Below are 21300 nucleotides of genomic sequence, written 5' to 3' on the forward strand. Positions count from 1 at the left end.
GCATCCGTGGGCACTACCGGGGTGTGATGCGCCGCTCGCCGGGTGCCGGAGCGAGTTCGGCCGCCAGCCGAGACGCGAGCTCCCCGCGGCTGCTCACGGCAAGCTTCCGATAGGCGTTGGCGAGGTGGTATTCGACAGTCCGCACTGACAGGAACAGCCGGGATGCGGTCTCCCGGTTGCTCAGACCGTCCGCGACGGCTTGGGCTACGGCCCACTCCTGCGGGGTGAGCGCATCGAGGATCCCGGGTGCCGCCGCTGTGGCGCGGCGTTCGCCGCAGGCGGCGAGTTCTGCGCGGGCCAGCGCGGCCCACGGGCCGGCGCCGAGCGCTTCGAACGTGGTGAGGGCGCGGTGCAGCGGCTCGCGTGCATCGCGTTTGCGTCGCACGCGGCGCAGCTTCTGTCCGTGGCTCAGCTCGGTTCGGGCCGTCTCGAAGGCGTTGGGGTCGACCGCGTGTTCGGCGAGGGATCTCGCGAAGAGGGCGTCGACATCGTCGGGGTCGGCTTCGAGTCCGCGGCACCGCAGCGCCACCGCCAGGGCGCTGTGGCGGTCCGTCGCCTCAGCGTGGTCGTGGAGCGTGTCGAGACGGTCGAGGAGTTCTGCGCCGCGACGAAGGCGCCAGAACGCCTCGAACAGGTCGCCGAACGAGTCGAAGAACCCCGGTTCGACCATCCCCAGCTCGCTCTGTGTATCGGCGGCCGCGAGGAGCAGGCTTGCCGCCTCCTCTGTGCTCCCGCTCGTCAGCGCGAGACGCCCCAGAATGCACAGTCGCGCGTAGCGGTGGATCGGTGTGGCCTCGGTCGGCGCGGGAACGGCACGGTCGACCAGGGCGCGGCAGGCATCTTCCTCGCCGCGGGCCGCAAGGAGTCCGGCGTGCTGCAGCTGGATGTAGGGGAGCGGTCCGGTGAAGTCCGTGTCGAGCAGGAGCCGTTCGACACGGTCGAAGCGGGCGAGCGCATCACCCCAGTCGCCGCGGAGCACAGGGAGCAGCACGCGCAGACCGTCGCAGAGCCCGAGCAGGCTGAGATAGCCGCCGCGCTCCAGGGCGTCGCGTTGCCGGGCGAGAATGCGGTCGACCACGATGGATCCGCCGGTCCAGACCAGGTGGTTCAGGATGAGCGGCAGCGGGACGGCCGGGTCGCACAGCTCGGCGTCGCTGAGGCCCCCGTCCCAGTCGGAGGTGAGAAGAGCGTCGGCGGCTTCCTCGCCGGAGAGGTCGTCGATTGTTTCGAGCACGAGCCGATCCGTCAGGCCGGACTCCGCGGTAGGGACCAGTGTCCGGGCGAGGTCGGCCAGCGCCTTGGCCGATCGCACCCGTCCCGCCGTCGTCTCGATGTAGGCGGAACTTGCGAGCAGATGGAACGCGGCTGACGGCGCCTCCGCAGCGACCGCCCGCGCCGCGACGACGACGACGGGCGTCGGCGTCGGCGTCGTGTGCGTGAACAGTTCGGCGACCAGTCGCTGCGTCAGGAACCGCGCCCGTTCGGCCGGGGTCGTCGCCTCGGCACTCAGCCGGTCGATCACCGCGATCGTCTCGGCGCCGGCACCGCAGCGGAGCAGGGGCGGGAGCGCGTCGCTCAACCTGGCATGAGCCCGCTCGGGCACGGGGGTGCGGGCAGCCGACGCCACCCACCAACGGGCGGACTCGGCATATGCGCCTCGCTGCCAGGCCTGTTCCGCCGCCTCCTGCAGCGCGCCCGCGACGACCTCGTCGGTGCCGGTCGTCACCGCGTCGAGGTGCGCGGCCTGGCGTCCCCGGTCGGAGGCCAGCGCCGCGATGACTCCGCGCAACGCGCGTTCGCGATCCGTTCGCGGCACGGCGGCCTCCACCGCGGGCAGCACGGTCGGATGTGCGGGCCGGATGCCCGCGGCGGTCTCGACGGCCAGCCCGCTGGCGAGTGCGCGGTCGAGGTCGGGGAGGGTGAGCCCGGCTTCCGCCAGGGCGCGGGCCAGCTCCGGTGTCGTCAGCGCATCCAGCGAGGTGATGAGCAGGGCGAGTCGACCCGCGCGGCCGAGGCGGCCGAGCCGTGCGGTGTAGAGCGAGCCGATCGAGGCGCCGAGCCGGTTCTCGGGCAGTGGCGCCGTTCCGGCGCGTTCGGCGGGGCTCAATTCGGCCGGAAGCTGCGCCAGCGCCAGGGGCAGTCCGTCTGCCCGTTCGAGCAGGCGGTGGGCGACGAGCGAACTCAACTCGGGGAATCGACGGCGAAGCAGGGCGCGCCCTTCGGCCGGGGTGAGCCGTTCCAGGTGGAGCGATTCGAAGCGCGCTCGCCCGAAGCCGCCATCGTCTCCGGCGGCGACCGACCGGGTGGCCGCGACGATGGTCACGGCATCCCGGTCGAGGCGCCGGGCGAGGAAGAGGAGGCTCGAACGCGTGGACTTGTCGAGCCAATCGGCGTCATCGACGACGATCACGACCGGCCGGCTGCGCGCCTCGTCCGTCACCAGGGTGAGGAGTCCGGCCGAGACGGCAAGCGCATCTTCGGGCTCACCGGGTTCACCGCCGATGGCCCGCCCCAGGGCCTGTTGTTGGGTCGGCGGGAGCGCGTCGAGCGGCAGGCCCGACACGAGCTCGTGCAGCCCCGCGAACGGCAGGCGCGTCTCGGCCGGATGCCCGGCACAGGTCAGCAGAAGAGTCTCGGCCGGCAGCCCGCGGACGAACCGGTCGAGCACCCAGGATTTGCCGGAGCCGGGGCCGCCCCGCAGGAGGAAGCGTCTCGCGGGGCCTCCGGCACGTGCGGCGGCCAGCAGCACTCCGGCCAGTTCGGCCTGCGGCCCGTCCGGTGCCTCGCCGGCCGGGGCGTCGTCTCCCAAGAGCATCATTTCGCTTCAGGGTAGCGCCGGGCCGTCGCCGGAAAGCACGGCACACGCCCGCGCTCGTCTCAGACTTCGGCGAACGCCCGAACCGGAAAGGTGCCGAACCCTTCGATCGCCGGGGGAACCGCCGTGAACCGGGCGCCATGCGCCGGAACGGCGCCCAGGCCGGTGAGGTGCTCGACGACGTGGATGCCCGCGGCGAGCAGCAGTGTGTGCGCGGGTCGGGCGCCCCCGCTCGCAGTCTCGGTGTCGTCGATGTTGAGCGAGTCGATCCCCACCAGAGCCACGCCCGCATCCACGAGATGTCGGGCGCCGGCCTCGGTGAGGAAGGGGGCCCCGGTAGCGTATGCGGGCGTTCCGAAGTGTTCATCCCACCCGGTGTGCAGCAGCACGGCGCTCCCGGCCACCGCACGGTCGGCGAAGACCTCGGCCGGGATCCCGCGATCGAGTGCATCGGTGATGTGGAAGACGTTCGCGGGCAGGCCGACCAGCGTGCCGAGGTCGAGGGAGGCGAGGTCGCCGCCGTCGGCATAGCGGTGGAACGGACTGTCGAGGTAGGTTCCGGTGTTGCCGACCAGCGTGATGATGTCCATCGCGAACTCAGTGCCGGGCGCGTACCGGTCGCGGGAGTCCGCGCGGGTCAGATGCGGCGTGATCACCGGCGACGGCAGCCCCGGGTAGGTGACGAGACCGGCCCGGATGCGGTGGCTGAGGTCAATGACGCGCCGTCGCCCGCCGACTGTGTCTGGTGTTTCGGCGACGATGCCGCGGCTGCCACGATGCTGCTCCTCGACGATCCGCAGATTCGTCAGGCGCGCCTCGCCAACGAGGGCGAGGCCGAGGTGGCGGACGAATAGCCGGCCGATCTCAGCCTCGTCCAGCGCATCCGACGGCAGGTCGAGTCGAAAGCCGTTCGCCTCCAGCCCGCCGCCGTTCGCGAACCGCACGCTTGCGTCGAAATGGGCACGGTAGTCGGTCATGGCGCTCCTGGGGCGGCTCAGCGGTCGGGGAAGTCGTGGGGGAGCCCGGAGAGCACAGGTTCCAGCCGCGCCAGACGGTCGTTCTCCAGGCGCAGTGCCTGGGCGTCTCGGTCGTGGCGCAGCACCGAGACGGCGAGCAGGAAGGTCTCGGCGTCCACCGGCGGCAACGGCGAGACGAACGCCGACGCCTCGTGCGCGAGCTCGCCGCTCAGCCCGGCCCTGGCCGCCGGTGTGAGCCCGGATGCCTGGCGCACGTACTGGGAGATGCGCCGGGACAGCCGGTCGGGCAGCTTGCCGACGTCAGCCGTCGCTGCCCAGCCGAGCAGGTGGGGCGGCAGCGCGTACCGCTGAGGAGCGACACGGGGGATCCGCTCCAGCTGGCTGTACGTGCCCGCCAGAAGGTCGCCCAGACGTTTGGAGCGCGCATTGAGCAGGCCGGCCAGGGCGGCGGTGCCGCCGACCGTCATGTAGATCTCCAACACACCCACGAGTGCGCGGATGAAGGAGTGACGGAATCCGATCGCCCCGCCATCGTCGCGAACGATGCGGGCGCCGACGGCGAGCTTGCCGAGCGAGCGGCCGCGGGTGGCGAGCTCGACGGTCATCGGCAGGATCACGGTTCCGAAGACGAGGATCAGCACGAGGAGAACGCGCTGGAGCGCAGAGTCGAGCCCCGCGCCGGTCGACACGAGCAGCAGCGCGGCAGCCAGCATCACCAGTATCGAGAGCAGCCAGTCGATGGCCGCACCCCCGGCCCGGAGGATGTAGCTCGCCGGCTTCACATCGAGGGCGACCGCCTCCCCGGTGACGAGTTCACGCTCGCCGGGAGTATCCAACGGTGGGGTGGCCGGTGCCATGACTATCATCTAAGCAGATGGATCTCGACGCATACACGGCAGCGCACAGCGCAGAGTGGGAGAGGCTTGCCTCCCTGGGCAAGCGTCGTCGTCTCAGCGGGCGCGAAGCGGACGAATTGATCGACCTCTACCAATCTGGTGCGACCGATCTGTCGGCCATCAAGACCCTGGCCGGCTCTACCGCGACGGGTGATCGACTGTCCCTCGCTCTGGCGACGGCGCGGCTGCGGTTCACGGGCGCGGGGGCGAACATCCTGTCTCAGCTCCCGCGGTTCTTCGTGCTGCAGCTCCCGGCTGCGTTGTACCGCATCCGTTGGCTGGTCCTCGCCATCGCAGTGGCGACCGTCATCGTCTCGACGCTGTATGCAGTGTGGATCGCCGGAAACCCGGATGTGCTGGCCAATCTCGGTCACGACGCGCAATTGCGCAAATACGTCGAGCACGACTTCATCGACTACTACTCGAACAACCCGGCGGCGTCGTTCTCCGGCCAGGTCTGGACGAACAACGCCTGGATTGCCGCGCAGTGCATCGCCTTCGGGATCACCGGAGTCTACGTTCCGTACGTCCTCATCCAGAACGCGATCGGCGTCGGCACGGCGGCCGGGGTGATGTTCGCCTACGGGCGCGGCGACGTGATGTTCTCCTACATCCTTCCCCACGGCATGCTCGAACTCACCAGCGTCTTCGTGGCGGCGGCCGCGGGCCTGCGCATCTTCTGGGCCTGGATCGCGCCGGGCGCGCGAACGCGGGCGCAAGCGCTCGCCGAGGACGGCCGCGCTCTGTTCACCGTTGCCATCGGATGCGCCATCACGCTCTTCGTCTCCGGCCTGATCGAAGGGTTCGTCACACCGTCGACGCTTCCGGTCTGGGTCAAGATCGCCATCGGTGCCCTCGCTCTTGCCGCCTTCCTCGCCTACATGCTCGTACTCGGCCGCCGTGCGGTGCGCGCCGGGGAGACGGGCGATCTCGCCGAGTTCGACGCTGGCGCCCGCCGCGTCGTCGCCGGCTGATCTGCTTCGGGCTGAGTGTCGCCCGGCAGCTGTCCCCTGCAGCAGCAGCCTTCCGGCGCGACGCAAAACGCAGAAGGGGCTTCCAGCCGGCCGTGCGTGAGTGCACCGCGGGCTGGAAGCCCCTCCGAGAGGAATCCGGGGTCAGTCGGCCTTGCGGGTTCCGTCGAAGATGAACTTGAATGTCACACCGGCGATCAGCGCGCCGACGATCGGGGCGACGATCGAGAGCCACAGCTGGCCGAGAGCGGTCGGGCCGCCGTAGATGGCGGTAGCGATCGAGCGGGCCGGGTTGAACGAGGCGTCGGAGACGGGGATCGCGATGAGGGCGATGATCGTCAGCGTGAGACCGATCGCGAGCGGGGCGAAGCCTGCGGCCGCGCGGGAGCTGGTGACGCCGAGGATGACCCAGACGAAGACCGCGGTCGTGATGATCTCGATGAGGAGGGCCGACACGAGCGGGAATCCGCCGGGGGAGAGCTCGCCCCAACCGGTGGAGACGAAGCCGCCCTTCTGTGCCTTCGAGAGGAAGCCGTCCGGGCCGCCGGCGGCGATCGCGACGAGAAGTGTCGACGCGATGATGCCGCCGACGATCTGGGCGACGATGTAGCTGACCACATCCTTCCAGGCGAAACGCCCGGCTACGGCGAGGCCGAGGGTGACGGCGGGGTTGAAGTGCCCACCGGAGACGGGGCCGAAAGCGTACGCACCGACGACGACGCTGAGCCCGAGGGCGAGCGCGACGCCGAGGAACCCGACGTTGAAGCCGCCCTCGCCGCCGGCGAATCCTGCGGCGAAGAGGGCGGTGCCGACGACGGAGAAGACGAGCACGAACGTGCCGATCACTTCTGCGCCGAGACGCGCTCCGAGGGTCGGGACGAGAACAGGGGACGGTGCGGGCGTTGCGGCAGAGTCGGCCATGGGTTTCTTCCTTGAGTTCGACAATAAGGAGCGAAGGGTAGAACGCTCACTCTGCAACCTATCGGAATGCATGCATTGAGCGACAGAGGTTCGACGCATTGTGTCGCACGACCGTGAAGTGCCCTACAGCTTGCCGGCGGCCTTCAAGGCGAGGTAGCGGTCGCTGAGCGCCGGGGGAAGGTCGGCGGGGGAACCGGTGACCACATCCGCCCCCGAGCGTTGGATCGCCGCCGTCACACGGGCGACGTCGAGCAGCGCGCGTTCGGCCGCTGCGGCCCGGTACACGCCCTCACGGTCGCGTCGTTCGCCGGCAGCACGCAGAGACTCCGGGTCGGTGACCGAAGCAACGACGACCGTGTGCTTCCTCGCCAGCTGCGGCAGCACCGCGAGCAGGCCCCGTGAGGCGCCGGGCGCCTCGATCGAGGTGAGGAGCACCACGAGCGAACGCTGGCTGGTGATCGCCGCCAGCTGTGTCGGAACGGCGCCCCAGTCCATCTCGATGAGAGCCGGTTCCACACCGGCGAAGACGTCGACCATCCGGGAGAGAAGCTCCGGCCCGGTGGCGCCTTGCACCCGGCCGCGCACGGCGCGATCGTAGGCGAGCACATCCACACGGTCGCCCGCGCGGCTGGCGAGCGCGCCGAGCAGCAGCGCGGATTCGAACGCCGTGTCGATGCGGGGCTCGTCGTCGATGCGGGCCGCCGACGTGCGGGCGGAGTCGATCAGGATGATCACCCGCCGGTCTCGCTCCGGTCGCCACGTCCGCACCATCACGCGCGCGCCGCTCCCGGCGGTCGGATCGTGCCGTCGTGCCGTCGCGCGCCAGTCGATCGAGCGCACATCGTCGCCGCGCACATACTCGCGAAGCGAATCGAATTCGGTCCCCTGACCGCGGAGCATCACGCTGGTCATCCCGTCGAGCTCGCGCAGCCGGGCGAGCCGCGACGGCAGGTGCTTGCGCGAGGCGAACGGGGGAAGCACCCGGATGCGGCCGGGCGCGCTCAGCGTCGCCTGCCGGCCCCACAGGTGCAGCGGCCCCCAGGCGCGCACCGTCACCTCGGCGACACGGCGCTCGCCGCGCCGCCACGGCCTGAGCGTCTCGTTGACCCGTCGACGTTCGCCCGGCGGCAGGGCGATCGGTGTGCGGGAGCGGACGAGTCCGGCCGACGGCTCCCATGCATCCCGCACCTGGCCGCGGATCGCGCCCCGCCCGGTGTTCGTCAGCAGAAGCTCGGCCGGCGCCTCGGCACCGAGCCGCACCCGGGCCGGCACCGTGCGTTCGACGATCACCCGACGCGGGGAGGCGGCGAGCAGCAGATCGAGCGTGCCGAGCAGGAGGGCCAGAACCAGCCAGGCGGCGAGGGTGAGGAAGGCGGCCTCTGCACGCGCGCCGAGCAGTACGACGGGCACCACCCCGAAGGCGAGAAGGGCGACGAATCGCCCGGAAACGGTCACGGGCGGGCCTAGATCGGAACCTGGACCTGCTGAACGATCGACCGCAGGATCGCGTCGACCCCCACCCCCTCGAGCTCGGCCTCCGGTCGCAGCTGCACGCGGTGGCGCCACACCGGCAGCAGCATCGCCTGGACATGGTCGGGCGTGATCGATCCGTAGCCGGACAGCCAGGCCCAGGCCTTCGCGGCCGCCAGCAGAGCTGTGGTGCCTCGAGGGCTCACGCCGAGCTTGACCGACGGACTGTGCCGGGTCGCCCTGGCGAGGTCGACGATGTAGGCGAGCACGTCGGCGGTGGCGCCGACCGAGGCGGCCGCGCCCCGCGCCGCCGCCAGATCGGCGGCGCTCAGCACCGGGGTCACACCGGCCCCCGCCAGGTCGCGCGGGTTGAAACCTGCGGCATGCCGCCGCAACATTTCGACCTCGGTCTCGCGTTCCGGGATGTCCAGGGTCAGCTTGAGCAGGAAGCGGTCGAGCTGGGCCTCGGGCAGCGAGTACGTCCCCTCGTACTCGACCGGGTTCTGCGTTGCTGCGACCAGGAACGGGTCGGGTAGCGGTCGGCTCACGCCGTCGACGCTCACCTGACGCTCCTCCATCGCCTCCAGCAGCGCCGACTGCGTCTTCGGGGGCGTGCGGTTGATCTCATCGGCGAGCAGGATGTTCGTGAACACCGGGCCTTCGCGGAACTCGAAACCGCCGGACGCTCCGTCGTAGACGAGCGAGCCGGTCACATCGCCCGGCATCAGGTCGGGGGTGAACTGGATGCGTTTCGTGTCCAGGCTGAGCGCCTGGCTGAGCGAGCGGACCAGCAGAGTCTTGGCCACGCCGGGCACCCCCTCGAGCAGCACATGGCCGCGTGCCAGCAGAGCGATGATGAGGCCGGTGACGGCGCCGTCCTGCCCGACGACGGCCTTCCCCACTTCGGTCCGGACCCGGCTGAGGGTCTGGCGCAGGACGGTGGAGTCCGCGGACGGCGCTCCTGCGGCGAGCGGAGCGGGCGCTCCCGTGCTGGATCCGGTGGTGACGTCGGTCATGCATCCATTCTTCCGGTCGGGCCCGGCGAATCCGGGGTGACGGCGGTCGCGGTGGCCCGTTCGAGCTCCGCGAGAGTATCGGACAGCGCCAGGAGGTCGGCGTCGGTGCGGGGGACGCTGTCGAGGAGGACTCCGCGCACGGCGTTCCTGTCGCGCCGGGTGAGCGCTGCAACCGCCTCCACGATCTCGGTGACAGGGGCGGATTGCGGAAGTCCGACGAGGCCGGCGAGTCGCCCGAGGGTGCCGATGCGCAGGGCGTCGGCGGCACGCAGTCTGGCGGAGGAGCGCTGGTACAGCCGGGCGCGGCCCTCGCGGGTCTCGCCGGCGCGGACGACGACCGGCAGGTTCTCCACGACGAGCGGACCGAAACGTCGGCCGCGCCAGAACGCCGCCGCCACGAAGACGAGGATGAGGAGCAGGACGACGGGCGTGACCCAGCCGGGCGTCAACGCCGACAGATCGGGCGGCCCCGTCACCGGGCGGTCGAGCAGGCTCGGCTGGTACCAGACGAGAGTACGGTGCTGACCGAGCAGCGTGAGGGCGAGGGCCGCATTCCCGGCGCGGCCGACACTGTCGTTCATCAGGATGGCGGCCGAACCCACCAAGGTGAGCGGGTTCCCGTCGGCGGTGGTCTGAACGAGAGAGAACAGGCCGGAATCGCTGGGGAAGCATCCGGTGGCGTCGCCGTCGCCGAGCCGGAACGAGCCGGGAACGGTCGTGCCCTCGGTGTTGCCGGTCGGATGCGGGTCGATGCGTTCGGCCGTGACGGCGGCAGGCACCGTGCAGTCGGCCGCGATGCTGCCGGTACCCGAGATCCGCCCGCCGGCGCTCACCCCGGGTGCCAGCTGCTGAAGGGCCGTGTAGTCCGGTTCCACGACGACGAGCGAGGCGGCGGTCGAAGCGAGGGAATCGTATCCGTTCGCGTCGAGGTTGCCGTCGGGATCGAAGACGAGCACGGTGGGGTCGTCGCCGACACGGTCGCGCACCTGCTGCATCGTGGTCACAGGAACGACGGTCACACCCTGCTGGCGCAGCACCTCGACGACGGCTTTCGCGCCGGCCGGAGCCGCGCCGGCCGGGTCGAGGGGAGCGCCGGAGACGGCTCCGCGCCCGGAGAGGAGGATGCCGAGTAGCGCCACCACCACGGCGATGACCGCGAGCACGATCCACGGGATGCTGCGCCGGCCCACCTGACGCAGCGACGGCGAGAGGGCTTCGGCTTCAGCGCCATGAGTCGTGTTGCTCGCGGTGGGGCGCTCCTCCTCGAGGGTCCCGCTCATCGGAGCGTCTCCGTCAGCCGTGCGGGGCGCGCATCGAGCAGGCTCGTGTCGAGTGCGACGAGCTGCTGGTAGTCGGCTTCCGTCGCCGGTCGGTCGAGGTAGCGCACTCCATCGAACACTCGGGCGACGGTGGCCAGACGCTCCCGCTCGGCCGTCACAGCCCGCCCCGCGATGGCGGCGAACTCGCTGGCGGTCGTGCCCGGCGACACCGTGACGATAGTGCGCTCGTGGAGGGACTGCGCGATCGCACGGAACTGCTCCTCGACCGCCGTCACCCAATCGTCCGAGCGGGCGGCCGAGGCAGCGGATGCGCGCAGCTCGGCGGCCGTTCGCCTGTCATCGGTGGCGAACAGCGCCCGGCCGGCCGCGCTTCGGCGGTCGAGCCGCGGGCGCCCGAAAATGAAGAACGCGGCGACGATCAGCCCGGCGACGATCAGGACGACCACGACGAGCAGCACGGGACCGGCGTCGCCGCCCGGTCCCTGGAACAGCGAATTGATCCAGTCGCCGACCGCCTTGGAGGCGATGTCGAACCAGGTGGGTTTCGCTGTCTGGTACTCGGGCTTGGCGAGCTCGCCGTCGATCCATCGTTGGGCTTCCGGCGAGCTCGGGTCGACGGGCAGGTCGCCGGCCGCCATTCCGGTCGTCGTCAGGATCATGCGGGCGGCGGGGGAGGGTATGAGCCCGACGGGTACTGGCCTGTGGGAGGGTAGGGGCCGGCGGGCGGGTACGGCGCGTTCTGCGGGTACGGCGCGCTCGGCCGGATGGGTGCGAGATACGGGTCGGGGATGTCTGTGCGCCCGGCCTGGCGCGCCTCGACGAAGCGGACGAGCTCCAGGTCGAGACCCTCCTTGCGCATCCGGAGGTCGATGTAGAGGAGTGCGATGGCGGAAGTCTGCACCACCGACATGATGGCGCCGACGATCGCTCCCACGATGCTGGCCAGCACGTTGATGCTCAGCTGGCTCACGATGAGCTGGGTGAACCCGGAGGGGTCGCCGTCGCTGGCCGAGGTGGGCGCGAAGATGCCGCCCACCATCGCGCCGATCACGGTGAACGGGATCGAGATGATCTGGACGACCATGTAGACGATGAGGCCGATGAGCAGGATCACGCCGAGGGTTTTCCAGAAGTATCCGCGCGTGAGCGTCCACGAGCGAACGACGGCAGAACGCAGCGTCGCACGCTCCAGAACGATCGCGCTCGGCACCATCACAAGTTTCGTGTTGAGCCAGATGGCGAGGGCTGTCAGCCCGAGGCCTCCGAAGATCACGACCGCGACACCGCCTCCGATGCCGGGACCGCCGCCGAGGGCGAACAGAGCGACCGCCACGAGGACGACGAGGGCGACCGGGAGGATCCAGGCGATCGTCAGCAGGAAGGACCAGCCGATGAGCGCGCCGATCCGGCCTTTCACCAGGCGCCACAGCGCGCGGAACGTGAGCTTCTCGCCCACCGTGCCCCGGGCGACCTCGCCCACGACGACGCCCTGCAGCAGTGCCCCCGAGATGGCCGAGATGACGACCGAGAGCAGACCGAGGACGATCGACCCGCCGATCGCTCCTGCGGCGAGAGTCGATTGATCGCCGCGATCGGCGTTGAATACCCGGCCGAGCAGCAGGGCGGCGCCGCCGAAGACGAGAAGCGTCACAACGAGGGAGGGGATCGCCTGGATGAGCAGAGCCGACCCCACCGTGATCTTCGGGTTGCGACGCAGAGTCTGGAACGGTGCGCCGATCAGCGTGCCGAAGCTGAGCGGGCGCAACGGGATGAGACCGGGCTTGGGCGGCGGGGTCCAGCCGGGTTGGGGGCCGTAACCGGGCTGCTGCGGGTATCCGAACCCGGGCGGCGGGCCGTAGCCGGGCTGCTGCGGGTAACCGTACCCGGGCGGGGGGCCGTAATCAGGCTGCGGAGCCGGAGCGGTCGGCGGGATCGGCGGCTGCGCCCCCGGAACCTGCCAGTTCTGTTCCTCGGTCACGCCGTGCCCCCTCTTCCGCGCTCGCGGCGCGTCGTCCCCACCCATGCTGGCACATCCGGTGCTGCGGCATTGTCCCACGCATAGGGGACCTTCGCCACGTTTTGACGGCGGGCGCAGGTGTCTCGACTACTCTTGTGCAAAGACTTCTGCGGCGACGGCCGTGAGAGAAGGGGTAGTGGGAAACGGGGACATGAACAGTCGCATCCTGGTGGTCGACGATGACACCGCGCTGGCCGAGATGATCGGCATCGTTCTTCGCACCGAAGGATTCGATCCTGTGTTCTGCGAAGACGGCGCGCTCGCCGTCGAAACCTTCCGGTCGGCCAAACCCGATCTGGTGCTCCTCGACCTCATGCTTCCAGGTCTCGACGGCATCGAGGTGTGCGCCCGCATCCGGGCAGAATCGGGGGTCCCGGTGATCATGCTGACGGCCAAATCCGATACGGCCGATGTGGTGAAGGGTCTCGAATCCGGCGCCGACGACTACATGGTCAAACCGTTCAACCCGAAAGAACTCGTCGCCCGCATCCGCACCCGTCTGCGCCCGGCCTCATCCACGCCCGCTGCCGAGCAGCTGCGCATCGGCGACCTCGTCGTCGACGTCGCGGGGCACGAAGTGCGGCGGGGGGATGCGCGCATCAACCTCACCCCGTTGGAGTTCGACCTGCTGCTCGCGCTCGCCTCGAAGCCACAGCAGGTGTTCACCCGCGAGATGCTGCTCGAGCAGGTCTGGGGGTACCACTACAAGGCTGACACCCGACTCGTCAACGTTCATGTGCAGCGGTTGCGGGCCAAGGTCGAACAAGACCCGGACAATCCCAAGATCGTCATGACCGTGCGCGGGGTCGGCTACCGCGCCGGCGCCGTCACCTGACAGTCGAGAGCCGCGGCGCTCGATGCGGTACCGATGGATGGACGGGCAGTGGTGAACCGTCTCGCACACCTTTGGCGAACGTCGCTGCAGGTGCGCACCGTCACGATCTCACTGCTGCTGACCGGTGCTGCCATCCTCATCACCGGCGTCTACATGTCGCTCAGCATCAGCAACGACCTCTACCAATCGAAGCTCGACCAGGCCCTCCGCGATTCGAGCCGTGCCACTACGTCCGCCCAGACAACGCTCAACGCCTCAGATGTGAGCACCGGCGACTCCGGCAAGAACCTCCTCGCCTCCGCGCTCACCATGGTGCAGGCCTCCACCTCCAGCCGACTCATCGCGGCCTACCGGGTGCCCGGTCAGGACGCGGCCGTCCCCGCTCCGCCCGACCGCTACAGCCCCGGCCTCAACACCGTCATCTCGCCGCAGCTGAGAAAAGAGGTGCAGAACGGGGGCACCAAGCAGTTCTACCAATCCGTCGCGCTGCCCGGCTCCGGCGGTTCGAGCGACCCGGGTATCGTCGTCGGCACCCAGCTCACCTTCCCGAGCTACGGGCACTATGAGCTCTACATCGGCTACAACCTCGCCGACGCCGAGAGCACCCTGTCGTTCGTGCAGGGCACGCTGGCGTTGGCCGGCCTCGCCCTCATCCTGCTGATCGGCGCGATCACCTGGGTGATCGTGAGGTTCGTCGTGCAGCCGATCCGGGTGGCGGCCGAGACGAGCGAGCGGCTCGCCTCCGGCGACCTCGCCGTGCGCATCCCGGAGCGCGGTGAGGATGTGTTCGCCTCGCTCGCGCGCTCGTTCAACGGCATGGCCGACAGCCTCCAGAGCCAGATCACCCAGCTCGCCACCCTGTCGCAGCTGCAGCAGCGCTTCGTCTCGGATGTGTCCCACGAGCTGCGAACGCCGCTCACCACGATCCGACTCGCCGGAGATGTGATCTACGACCAGCGCGAGACGTTCCCACCCGCGACGGAGCGCACCGCGGAACTGTTGCACACCCAGATCGATCGGTTCGATCGGCTGCTGTCCGACCTCCTCGAGATCAGCCGGTACGACGCGGGATCGGTCGCGCTCGAGGCGGAGCCGACCAACCTCGTGCGCTTGGCCGATGAGTCCGTGGACGAGATGCGCACCCTGGCCGACAAGAACGGTTCCGTACTTCGTCTGGATGCGCCGGGCGGGTACTTCGATGTGGGGATGGATCCGCGCCGCATCCGCCGGGTCGTGCGCAACTTGCTCGGCAACGCGATCGAGCACGGCGAAGGGAAACCTGTCATCGTCACGGTGGACAGCAACGAGAGCGCGGTCGCGCTCAGCGTGCGCGACTTCGGCCTCGGCATGAGCCAGCAGGAGGTGAGTCACGTCTTCGACCGCTTCTGGCGGGCCGACCCCTCGCGCAAGCGCACGATCGGTGGCACCGGTCTCGGACTCGCGATCTCTCTCGAAGATGTCACGCTGCACTCGGGGTGGCTGCAGGTCTGGTCGTCGCCGGGTCTCGGATCCTGCTTCCGCCTCACCCTTCCCCGGGTCGCCGGCCGGGAGATCACCTCGTCGCCGCTGCCGCTGCCTCCACTCGATGCGGACGCGAATGCCCGCGGCGCCGAGAGGGAGGCGCAGGCATGACGAGATCCGAGCACCGTTCACCAGTCACCGGGGCCCGGCGCCGGATGCGCGCGGCCGCAGTGGGGCTCGCCGCCGTGCTGCTCGTCGCGCTCGCCGCCTGTGCGAGCATCCCCGACTCCGGTCCGGTGCGGCAGGGCGCGCCCATCGCCCAGGTCAACGATCCGCTCGACCTGGACTTCAACCCGTCCCCGCCGGAAAACGGGGCCTCGCCTCAGCGCATCGTGCAGGGCTTCATCGACGCCGCATCGAGCCCGAAGAATGGATTCTCCATCGCACGGCAGTACCTCACCACGGCGATGTCAGCGTCGTGGAACCCCGACGAGTCCGTCACGGTGGACGACGGGCGCAACCGCGCCTTCGACAATGTCGGAAACCAGTGGACCGTACAGGTGAACCCGGTCGCCAACGTCGACAGCGGGGGGTCCTACCATCAGGTGGCCTCCGACGCCCCGGTCAGCCTCCGGTACGAGTTGACGAAGCAGAAAGATCAGTGGCGCATCGCGGTCGCGCCGAACGGTGTCGTGATCGATGACCCCACGTTCCACGCGGTGTACTCGCAGCAGACGCTCTACTTCTACAGCCCCAAGTTCGACTACCTGGTACCCGATGCGCGCTGGTTCCCCGCTCGTGTCGCCTCCGCGGCCACCCGGGCGACGAAAGCCGTTCTCGCCGGCCCCTCCAAATGGCTGGTGGGCGCAGTGACGAGCGCCTTCCCGCAGGGGACGCAGCTGGCGACGCCGGCCGTCACGACTTCCGGTGGCGCTGCGCGGGTGGATTTGAGCACCGAGGCGGGTCAGGCCGATCAGCTCGCCTTGCAGCGGATGCAGTTGCAGCTGCAGTCGAGCCTCGGCTCGCTCGCTCAGACCGTCCAGCTCTCCATCGAGGGCAGTTCGCAATCGATCCCGCCGCTGAGCGATGCAGAGACCCCGACGCAGGACCCGCCGGTCGACTCGCATCCCATCGTCTTCCGGTCGGGCGCGTTCGGCTTGCTGAACGGCACGACCATCACCGAGCTGAGCGGCCTGAGCGACAAGATCGTGTCGTTGCAGCCGACCGCGGTCGCGCTGTCGGCGGCAAGGGACCAGGCGGCGGTGCTGTCGCGCGGAGCGGTGTACGCCGTGCGCAAGTCGGCCGATCCGGTGAAAGTCGACGCGCGGCCGGGCTTGATCGCCCCCGCCATCGACGACAACGGCTGGATCTGGTCCGTTCCGGCGGCCTCACCCGGGCTGCTCGAGGTGTTCGGAACCGACGGCCAGCCGAAGGCGGTGAAGACCGAGTGGCCGAACGCATCCCGGATCGTCTCCTTCGCCCTGTCGCGCGACGGCACCCGACTCGTCGCGATCCTCGAGACCGGGGCCGCCACCTCGATCGTCGCCGCCGGCATTACGCGTGATGACAACGGCCAGCCGACGGCTGTCGGCGAGCCGCTCGAACTCGCCGTGGCGACAGGGACACCCCGGTCGATCGCCTGGACGGGTGAACTGACCGTGGCCGCGCTGAGCGGCACGACCGCCGACGCCACCTCGATCGCCGAGCAGACCATCGGCGGCCAGCTCACCACGACGGCCGGCCCGGGCGGTGGCGCGACGATCGTGGGCGCCGGGGGGCTCTACCGGTACCTCGTGCTGACCACGGCCGGTTCGCTGCAGGCGCCGACCGGCACCGGGTGGCAGGAGCAAGCCGACAAGGTCGGGGCTGTCGCCGTGCAGCTGGGCCAGCCCTAGCGAATAGTCACCCGCGTTCCTCCCCACCCGGCTCCCGGTCCGCTCTCTCCACAGTTGTTTCGGAGCGGGTGCGTGATCGGTGTTCTGCGCGCAGGCTCGAACCGTGACCGCGAACGTCCTCCTCCGACTGCTCCTCGTCGCCGCGCGCGAGGCCGCCCTCGACGCGCTGGCGATCCTGTCGCCGGTCGCCTGCAGCGGATGCGGCGCCCCCGACCGCTCGCTCTGCCCGGCCTGCCGGCACGCTCTTCGGCCCCGACCGCAGCCTGTCCTCGACGCGGCAATCGGTCCGCCGATCTGGGCGGCGCTCGACTACTCCGGGGTGGTTCGCGCGGTGGTGCCGGCCTTCAAAGACAAGGGGAGGACGGATGCGGTGGTCGTGCTCGCCCGAGCGCTCCGCTCGGCGGTTGCCGCCGCCGTGGCCGCCGCCGGGGCCGCGGGCGCTCCGGAGCCCGAAGCGGGGCCGGTCCTGCTCGTCACCATCCCGTCCACCAGGGCGGCCTTCCGCAAGCGGGGGTACCACCCGACGTCGTTCGCTCTCCGCCGCGCGGGGCTGAGGCCGGCGCGGCCGGGGTTGCGATTGACCAGGCAGGGCTCGGATCAGGCCGGGCTCTCCGCAGCCGAACGCGAAGGCAACCGCTCCGGGTCCATCGCAGCCTCGCCTGCGCTCGCCGGGCGCCGCTGTCTGATCGTCGACGACATCGTCACCACCGGGGCCACCGTGCGCGAGGCGACCCGTGCGATCGAGGCTGTCGGCGGCCGGGTGATCGGTGTCGCCGCCATCGCCCACACCGCATTGCGGCGACCTCACAGCCGGTCAGGGTGACCCCCCAGCATTCCCACGGCCGATCCTGGGGCTTTGCCTGTTCACTTCCGGGCAGGACGGCACTACGGTAGTCGAAAAGGCGTGGATGACCCGCCCTTCGTGATCGGGCGAGAGACACGTCAGATCAGGGAGGTCGCAATGGACATCAACATCATCGGACGAAACCTGGACATCACTGATCGCTTCCGTGAATACGCCACCGAGAAGGCCGCGAAGGTCTCTCATCTCGCCGAACGGGCCCTCTCGTTCGAGATCAAGGTGAGCCGTCACAGCGAGAAATTGGGAGCGCAGAGCGGCAACGACCGTGTCGAGCTCACCCTCGTCGGCCCCAAGGCCGTCGTGCGGGCTGAAGCGACAGGAACCGACAAGTACGCGGCGTTCGACGTCGCGATCGCAAAGCTGCTCGAACGGGTCCGTCGTGCGAAGGATCGGCGCAAGGTCCACCATGGCCAGCATCGACCGACCTCGCTCCGGGAGGCGAGCACGGACGGGTTCAGCACGGTCGGACTCGCGGCCGCCCCCGTCGCGGTGCTCGACCAGGTTCGAACGGGGAGCATCCCCGCTGTGTCCGATGAGGCCGGTGCCGGCCCCGATGCCGAAGACGACTACTGCCCCGTCGTCATCCGCAAGAAGGTCTTCGCCTCCGTGCCGATGACCGTCGATGACGCCCTCTACTACATGGAGTTGGTCGGCCACGACTTCTACCTGTTCATCGACAACGAGACCGAACGCCCCAGCGTCGTCTACCGCCGCAAAGGGTGGGACTACGGGGTCATCTCGCTCGACGACGAGGCCGACGAACTGCAGGAGGTGGCGACGGCGAGTCGCAAACTCGGTAGCTGAGCCCGCTCAGCCCCGTGAAGCCGCGCCGATGGATGCCGCCCAGGCGGCGGCGTCCATCGGCGTTCTGCCGTTCCAGCCTCCGCTTCCGGCCGATGACGGAGGCCGCGGACAGGACCGCTGCTCTCAGGAAAGCACCTGGCGAACCCACTAGCATTGGGAGAGTTTCGACACGGGCGATCGTCGCCTGATACAGAGCAAGTGGAGTGCATAGGTGGCCTCAGTACTGGAAAAGGTCCTCCGCGTCGGCGAGGGACGCATCCTCCGCCGGCTGGAGGCGTATGCCAAAGCGGTGAACGCGCTCGAAGACGACTTCAGTGAACTCACCGATGACGAACTCCTCGCCGAGACCGTCGAACTGCGGGAGCGCTACAGCAACGGCGAGTCCCTCGACGATCTGCTGCCCGAGGCTTTCGCCGCGGTGCGCGAAGCGGCCAAGCGCACGCTGGGCATGCGCCACTTCGACGTTCAGATCATGGGCGGCGCCGCACTTCACCTCGGCAACATCGCCGAGATGAAGACCGGTGAGGGCAAGACGCTCGTCGCCACGACGGCGGCGTACCTCAATGCCATCGCGAGTCGCGGTGTGCACGTCATCACGGTCAACGACTACCTCGCGAGCTACCAATCCGAGCTGATGGGTCGCGTCTTCCGCGCGCTCGGGATGAGCACTGGCGTCATCCTCGCCGGCCAGACTCCCGAAGAGCGCCGCGAGCAGTACGCGGCCGACATCACCTACGGAACGAACAACGAGTTCGGCTTCGACTACCTGCGCGACAACATGGCCTGGCAGGCCAGCGACATGGTGCAGCGCGGCCACTTCTTCGCCATCGTCGACGAGGTCGACTCGATCCTCATCGACGAGGCGCGCACCCCGCTGATCATCTCCGGACCGTCCTCCGGCGAGGCGAACCGCTGGTTCAACGAGTTCGCCAGTCTGGCCAAGCGTCTTGAGCCCGACGTCGACTTCGAGGTCGACGAGAAGAAGCGCACCGTCGGTGTGCTCGAGCCCGGTATCGAAAAGGTCGAGGACTACCTCGGCATCGACAACCTCTACGAGTCGGCGAACACGCCGCTGATCTCCTTCCTCAACAACGCGATCAAGGCCAACGCCCTGTTCAAGCGCGACAAGGACTACGTCGTGATGAACGGTGAGGTGCTCATCGTCGATGAGCACACCGGCCGCATCCTGATGGGCCGCCGCTACAACGAGGGCATCCACCAGGCCATCGAGGCGAAGGAGGGCGTGGAGGTCAAGGCCGAGAACCAGACCCTGGCGACCGTCACGCTGCAGAACTACTTCCGCCTGTACAAGAAGCTCTCCGGCATGACCGGTACGGCCGAGACCGAAGCCGCCGAGTTCATGAGCACCTACAAGCTCGGTGTGGTCCCCATCCCCACGAACAAGCCGATGCAGCGTAAAGACCAGCCCGACCTCGTCTACAAGAACGAGCAGGCGAAGTTCGGCCAGGTCGTGGAAGACATCGTCAAGCGGCACGAAGCCGGTCAGCCCGTCCTCGTCGGTACGACGAGCGTCGAGAAGAGCGAATACCTCTCCCGTCTGCTCGCCAAGAAGGGTGTGCGGCACGAGGTGCTGAACGCCAAGAACCACGCTCGTGAGGCCGCGATCGTCGCGCAGGCCGGCCAGCTCGGCTCGGTGACCGTCGCCACGAACATGGCCGGTCGTGGAACCGACATCATGCTCGGCGGAAACGCCGAGTTCCTCGCCGTCGCCGAGATGAACTCCCGCGGGCTGTCGCCCGTCGACACGCCAGAGGAATACGAGGCCGCCTGGGACGATGTGTTCAACGCGGTCAAGGCCACGGTGCAGGAGGAGGCCGACAAGGTCGTCGATGCCGGCGGTCTCTATGTTCTCGGCACCGAGCGCCACGAGTCGCGTCGGATCGACAACCAGCTGCGCGGACGGTCCGGCCGTCAGGGAGACCCGGGCGAGAGCCGGTTCTACCTGTCGCTCACCGACGACCTCATGCGCCTGTTCAACGCCGGCGCGGCGGAGAGCCTGATGGGGCGCGGCAACGTTCCCGACGACCTGGCGATCGAATCCAAGGTCGTCAGCCGTGCCATCCGTAGTGCCCAGTCGCAGGTCGAGTCGCGCAACGCCGAGATCCGCAAGAACGTGCTCAAGTACGACGACGTCCTCAACCGCCAGCGCGAGGCCATCTACGGTGACCGTCGGCACATCCTCGAGGGCGACGACCTGCATGAGCGCACGCAGCAGTTCCTCACCGCCGTGATCGACGACATCCTCGACTCGCACACCAGCGATGGCAACGGCGACGATTGGGACTTCGACGCCCTGTGGAGCGAGCTGAAGACCCTCTACCCGGTCGGTGTCACCATCGACGAGGTCATCACCGAGGCCGGCAACAAGGGGAGGATCAACAAGGAGTTCATGCGCCGCGAGATCCTCTCGGATGCGCGGATCGCCTACCAGAAGCGCGAGGATTCCCTCGGCTCGCCCGCCATGCGCGAGCTCGAGCGTCGCGTCGTGCTGTCGGTCATCGACCGACGCTGGCGTGACCACCTCTACGAGATGGACTACCTGAAAGACGGTATCGGCTTGCGGGCGATGGCCCAGCGCGACCCTCTCGTGGAGTACCAGCGCGAAGGCTATGCGATGTTCCAGCAGATGATGGGCTCCATCCGCGAAGAGACCGTCGGCTTCCTGTTCAACCTCGAAGTGGAGGTCAACGACGCTCCCGGCGAGGTCGAGGCTCCGAACGTGGCGGCGAAGGGTCTGGGTCGCGGCGACTCCGAAGCCCGCCTCAGCTACTCCGCGCCGAGCGATGCCGGTGGTGTGGAGGTGCGCAACCAGCGCGGTCAGATCGAGCAGGCGGCCACCGCCCGTGCCCAGCGCGCCGCCCAGCAGCAGGCCGCCCCGGCTGCCGCGCCCGAGCAGGGTGCGACGCAGCGGGGCGCGTTCGGCCAGAAGATCAGCGGCGACGTCGCGCAGGCGCCGACGAACCGCGCCGAACGGCGCGCGCAGGACAAGAAGCGCTGATCCCCGCCTGATCCGTGTGGCCGTTCCTTCGGGGGCGGCCACACGGCGTTTCCGCGCCGAT

16 protein-coding genes are annotated in these 21300 nt (G+C 69.3%); 7 read left to right on the forward strand and 9 right to left on the reverse strand.

Annotated features, from left to right (window positions below; translation table 11 throughout):
- Positions 1-13: 13 nt before the first annotated feature.
- Genes K5L49_RS17135 through K5L49_RS17145 form a run of 3 tightly spaced genes read right to left on the reverse strand, consistent with a single transcriptional unit; the run spans position 14 to position 4649 of the window.
- A complete protein-coding gene (locus K5L49_RS17135; RefSeq protein ID WP_223694673.1) occupies positions 14-2818 on the reverse strand; it encodes a helix-turn-helix transcriptional regulator in 2805 nt (934 codons plus the stop codon).
- Positions 2819-2877: 59 nt separating this feature from the next.
- On the reverse strand, positions 2878-3792 hold the full coding sequence (locus tag K5L49_RS17140; protein ID WP_223694675.1) for a cyclase family protein: 915 nt from the start codon (positions 3790-3792) through the stop codon (positions 2878-2880).
- A gap of 17 nt (positions 3793-3809) precedes the next feature.
- Positions 3810-4649, reverse strand: coding sequence for an RDD family protein (locus K5L49_RS17145; RefSeq protein ID WP_223694677.1), 840 nt, complete (start codon positions 4647-4649; stop codon positions 3810-3812).
- A 17-nt stretch (positions 4650-4666) separates the two neighbouring features.
- On the opposite strand from K5L49_RS17145, the gene K5L49_RS17150 reads away from it, so the two are divergent.
- Positions 4667-5662 carry a stage II sporulation protein M gene (locus K5L49_RS17150; RefSeq protein ID WP_223694678.1) on the forward strand — a complete coding sequence of 332 codons (996 nt, stop codon included), beginning with the start codon at positions 4667-4669 and terminating at the stop codon, positions 5660-5662.
- A gap of 141 nt (positions 5663-5803) precedes the next feature.
- On the opposite strand, the gene aqpZ is transcribed toward K5L49_RS17150, so the two are convergent.
- From aqpZ to K5L49_RS17180, 6 genes are all read right to left on the reverse strand, one after another.
- Positions 5804-6580, reverse strand: a complete 777-nt coding sequence (gene aqpZ / locus K5L49_RS17155) for an aquaporin Z (RefSeq protein ID WP_223694680.1) — start codon at positions 6578-6580, stop codon at positions 5804-5806.
- Between the two features lie 123 nt (positions 6581-6703).
- The gene (locus K5L49_RS17160; protein WP_223694682.1) at positions 6704-8035 is read right to left on the reverse strand and encodes a DUF58 domain-containing protein; all 1332 of its coding nucleotides are present in this window, start codon (positions 8033-8035) and stop codon (positions 6704-6706) included.
- Positions 8036-8043: 8 nt separating this feature from the next.
- The gene (locus tag K5L49_RS17165; RefSeq protein WP_223694684.1) at positions 8044-9066 is read right to left on the reverse strand and encodes an AAA family ATPase; all 1023 of its coding nucleotides are present in this window, start codon (positions 9064-9066) and stop codon (positions 8044-8046) included.
- The gene (locus tag K5L49_RS17170; protein WP_223694686.1) at positions 9063-10346 is read right to left on the reverse strand and encodes a DUF4350 domain-containing protein; all 1284 of its coding nucleotides are present in this window, start codon (positions 10344-10346) and stop codon (positions 9063-9065) included. Before K5L49_RS17170 ends, K5L49_RS17165 begins: the two co-directional genes overlap by 4 nt.
- Positions 10343-11005, reverse strand: coding sequence for a DUF4129 domain-containing protein (locus K5L49_RS17175; protein WP_223694688.1), 663 nt, complete (start codon positions 11003-11005; stop codon positions 10343-10345). Before K5L49_RS17175 ends, K5L49_RS17170 begins: the two co-directional genes overlap by 4 nt.
- Positions 11002-12324 (reverse strand): hypothetical protein, encoded by a 1323-nt coding sequence (locus K5L49_RS17180; protein WP_223694690.1) that lies wholly within the window; start codon positions 12322-12324, stop codon positions 11002-11004. The genes K5L49_RS17175 and K5L49_RS17180 overlap by 4 nt, the downstream gene beginning before the upstream one ends.
- A gap of 190 nt (positions 12325-12514) precedes the next feature.
- On the opposite strand from K5L49_RS17180, the gene mtrA reads away from it, so the two are divergent.
- The 6 genes from mtrA to secA all read left to right on the forward strand — a co-directional run bounded on the left by mtrA (position 12515) and on the right by secA (position 21239).
- Positions 12515-13198, forward strand: coding sequence for an MtrAB system response regulator MtrA (gene mtrA, locus K5L49_RS17185; protein ID WP_223694692.1), 684 nt, complete (start codon positions 12515-12517; stop codon positions 13196-13198).
- Between the two features lie 33 nt (positions 13199-13231).
- Positions 13232-14830: an MtrAB system histidine kinase MtrB gene (mtrB, locus tag K5L49_RS17190; protein ID WP_223694694.1), complete on the forward strand. Its 1599-nt coding sequence runs from the start codon at positions 13232-13234 to the stop codon at positions 14828-14830.
- Positions 14827-16554 (forward strand): GerMN domain-containing protein, encoded by a 1728-nt coding sequence (locus K5L49_RS17195; RefSeq protein ID WP_223694696.1) that lies wholly within the window; start codon positions 14827-14829, stop codon positions 16552-16554. The genes mtrB and K5L49_RS17195 overlap by 4 nt, the downstream gene beginning before the upstream one ends.
- A 103-nt stretch (positions 16555-16657) precedes the next feature.
- A complete protein-coding gene (locus K5L49_RS20570) occupies positions 16658-17377 on the forward strand; it encodes a ComF family protein (protein WP_223694698.1) in 720 nt (239 codons plus the stop codon).
- Between the two features lie 138 nt (positions 17378-17515).
- On the forward strand, positions 17516-18220 hold the full coding sequence (hpf, locus tag K5L49_RS17205; protein ID WP_223694700.1) for a ribosome hibernation-promoting factor, HPF/YfiA family: 705 nt from the start codon (positions 17516-17518) through the stop codon (positions 18218-18220).
- A gap of 211 nt (positions 18221-18431) precedes the next feature.
- Positions 18432-21239: a preprotein translocase subunit SecA gene (secA, locus tag K5L49_RS17210; protein WP_223694702.1), complete on the forward strand. Its 2808-nt coding sequence runs from the start codon at positions 18432-18434 to the stop codon at positions 21237-21239.
- Positions 21240-21300: the final 61 nt, after the last annotated feature.

This window comes from Leifsonia poae (genome assembly GCF_020009625.1).
GTDB classification, from domain to species: domain Bacteria; phylum Actinomycetota; class Actinomycetes; order Actinomycetales; family Microbacteriaceae; genus Leifsonia; species Leifsonia poae_A.

What these genes read in the sequence shown, in the direction of transcription:
- aqpZ (WP_223694680.1), bottom strand. Translation starts at nt 6,580, where the DNA reads ATGGCCGACTCTGCCGCAACGCCCGCACCGTCCCCTGTTCTCGTCCCG.
- K5L49_RS17150 (WP_223694678.1), top strand. Translation starts at nt 4,667, where the DNA reads ATGGATCTCGACGCATACACGGCAGCGCACAGCGCAGAGTGGGAGAGG.
- K5L49_RS17165 (WP_223694684.1), bottom strand. Translation starts at nt 9,066, where the DNA reads ATGACCGACGTCACCACCGGATCCAGCACGGGAGCGCCCGCTCCGCTC.
- hpf (WP_223694700.1), top strand. Translation starts at nt 17,516, where the DNA reads ATGGACATCAACATCATCGGACGAAACCTGGACATCACTGATCGCTTC.
- K5L49_RS17195 (WP_223694696.1), top strand. Translation starts at nt 14,827, where the DNA reads ATGACGAGATCCGAGCACCGTTCACCAGTCACCGGGGCCCGGCGCCGG.
- K5L49_RS17145 (WP_223694677.1), bottom strand. Translation starts at nt 4,649, where the DNA reads ATGGCACCGGCCACCCCACCGTTGGATACTCCCGGCGAGCGTGAACTC.
- K5L49_RS17140 (WP_223694675.1), bottom strand. Translation starts at nt 3,792, where the DNA reads ATGACCGACTACCGTGCCCATTTCGACGCAAGCGTGCGGTTCGCGAAC.
- mtrB (WP_223694694.1), top strand. Translation starts at nt 13,232, where the DNA reads ATGGATGGACGGGCAGTGGTGAACCGTCTCGCACACCTTTGGCGAACG.
- mtrA (WP_223694692.1), top strand. Translation starts at nt 12,515, where the DNA reads ATGAACAGTCGCATCCTGGTGGTCGACGATGACACCGCGCTGGCCGAG.
- K5L49_RS17135 (WP_223694673.1), bottom strand. Translation starts at nt 2,818, where the DNA reads ATGATGCTCTTGGGAGACGACGCCCCGGCCGGCGAGGCACCGGACGGG.
- K5L49_RS17170 (WP_223694686.1), bottom strand. Translation starts at nt 10,346, where the DNA reads ATGAGCGGGACCCTCGAGGAGGAGCGCCCCACCGCGAGCAACACGACT.
- K5L49_RS17175 (WP_223694688.1), bottom strand. Translation starts at nt 11,005, where the DNA reads ATGATCCTGACGACGACCGGAATGGCGGCCGGCGACCTGCCCGTCGAC.